Raw genomic sequence first — 1,440 nt, 5'->3', positions numbered from 1 at the left:
GAGATTTCCCTTTGCTTTAAGCAAATAAGATCCCTCAGAGACGATGAGGTTGATAGGTCCGAGGTGGAAGCGTGGTGACACGTGGAGCTGACGGATACTAATGGATCGATGACTTATCTATCTGATTATAATCATTCGTGAAGAACGTTGCTTTTCAAATAAGATGTTTCCTTATCCAGTTTTGAGGGTTTTCAAAAAAACTTGAATTTACCCCTTGAAATTTTGTTCAAAGGACAATATAATATATCTTGTCCTTGAAAAAAGGTTTGGTGGTGAAGGCGAAGAGGTCACACCTGTTCCCATGCCGAACACAGCAGTTAAGCTCTTCAGCGCCGATGGTAGTCGGGTTTACCCCCGTGAGAGTAGGACGCCGCCAAGCCTTGATCATAATTTCATAATAATCCGGAGGATTAGCTCAGCTGGGAGAGCACTTGCCTTACAAGCAAGGGGTCGCAGGTTCGAACCCTGCATCCTCCACCATTTCTTATCAAGTTAGCCGGCCTAGCTCAACTGGCAGAGCAACTGATTTGTAATCAGTAGGTTGGGGGTTCAAGTCCTCTGGCCGGCACCATTAGTTGCTTGCGCTAACGTTTTTCGATAAGAGCCATTAGCTCAGCTGGTAGAGCATCTGACTTTTAATCAGAGGGTCGAAGGTTCGAATCCTTCATGGCTCACCATTCATTTGCGGGTGTGGTGGAATTGGCAGACACGCTAGATTTAGGATCTAGTGCTTCACGGCGTGGGGGTTCAAGTCCCTCCACCCGCACTTTATGCGGAAGTAGTTCAGTGGTAGAACACCACCTTGCCAAGGTGGGGGTCGCGGGTTCGAATCCCGTCTTCCGCTCCATGATTCAACCAAGCTACTTAATAAACAACACCGATATTAGACATAAACTTGCCAGGCCGGGGTGGCGGAATTGGCAGACGCACAGGACTTAAAATCCTGCGGTGGGTTTCCACCGTGCCGGTTCGAGTCCGGCCCTCGGCACCATAAACAAATATGCGCCCGTAGCTCAATTGGATAGAGCGTCTGACTACGGATCAGAAGGTTAGGGGTTCGACTCCTCTCGGGCGCGCCATTTAAACGGGAAGTAGCTCAGCTTGGTAGAGCACTTGGTTTGGGACCAAGGGGTCGCAGGTTCGAATCCTGTCTTCCCGACCATTCCTAATATAGAGGGGCCTTAGCTCAGCTGGGAGAGCGCCTGCTTTGCACGCAGGAGGTCAGCGGTTCGATCCCGCTAGGCTCCACCAATAATTAATTTGATCTTTGAAAACTGAACGAACCAACCAGTACGTCAAAACATTTCTTCTTTATAGAAGAGATTTGAAACAAAGCACATTCGGTGTGCAAATGAGCAAGTCAAACTTAACTTTTATGGAGAGTTTGATCCTGGCTCAGGACGAACGCTGGCGGCGTGCCTAATACATGCAAGTCGAGCG

At 48.7% G+C, this 1,440-nt stretch carries 9 tRNA genes and 3 rRNA genes; all 12 read left to right on the top strand.

Features of this window, described 5'->3' with window-relative positions:
• A 23S ribosomal RNA gene (locus GLW00_RS20260) occupies positions 1 to 121 on the top strand; the annotation flags it as partial.
• Positions 122 to 265: 144 nt separating this feature from the next.
• Positions 266 to 379: ribosomal RNA gene (gene rrf / locus GLW00_RS20255) — 5S ribosomal RNA — on the top strand.
• 25 nt (positions 380 to 404) lie between these two features.
• Positions 405 to 480, top strand: a tRNA-Val gene (locus GLW00_RS20250).
• 15 nt (positions 481 to 495) lie between these two features.
• A tRNA-Thr gene (locus tag GLW00_RS20245) sits at positions 496 to 571 on the top strand.
• Positions 572 to 601: 30 nt separating this feature from the next.
• Positions 602 to 677, top strand: a tRNA-Lys gene (locus GLW00_RS20240).
• 7 nt (positions 678 to 684) lie between these two features.
• A tRNA-Leu gene (locus GLW00_RS20235) sits at positions 685 to 766 on the top strand.
• Between the two features lie 6 nt (positions 767 to 772).
• Positions 773 to 847: transfer RNA gene (locus GLW00_RS20230), tRNA-Gly, on the top strand.
• A 55-nt stretch (positions 848 to 902) separates the two neighbouring features.
• A tRNA-Leu gene (locus tag GLW00_RS20225) sits at positions 903 to 991 on the top strand.
• A gap of 11 nt (positions 992 to 1,002) precedes the next feature.
• Positions 1,003 to 1,079: transfer RNA gene (locus GLW00_RS20220), tRNA-Arg, on the top strand.
• A 6-nt stretch (positions 1,080 to 1,085) separates the two neighbouring features.
• Positions 1,086 to 1,162 (top strand) — tRNA-Pro (locus GLW00_RS20215).
• 13 nt (positions 1,163 to 1,175) lie between these two features.
• Positions 1,176 to 1,251, top strand: a tRNA-Ala gene (locus GLW00_RS20210).
• Positions 1,252 to 1,372: 121 nt separating this feature from the next.
• A 16S ribosomal RNA gene (locus GLW00_RS20205) occupies positions 1,373 to 1,440 on the top strand; the annotation flags it as partial.

Origin of the sequence: Halobacillus litoralis (genome assembly GCF_009856445.1) — a bacterium.
Taxonomy (GTDB): domain Bacteria; phylum Bacillota; class Bacilli; order Bacillales; family Halobacillaceae; genus Halobacillus; species Halobacillus litoralis.
The sequence above is the reverse complement of the archived record's forward strand: the minus strand, read 5'-3'. Positions and strand labels throughout refer to the sequence as shown.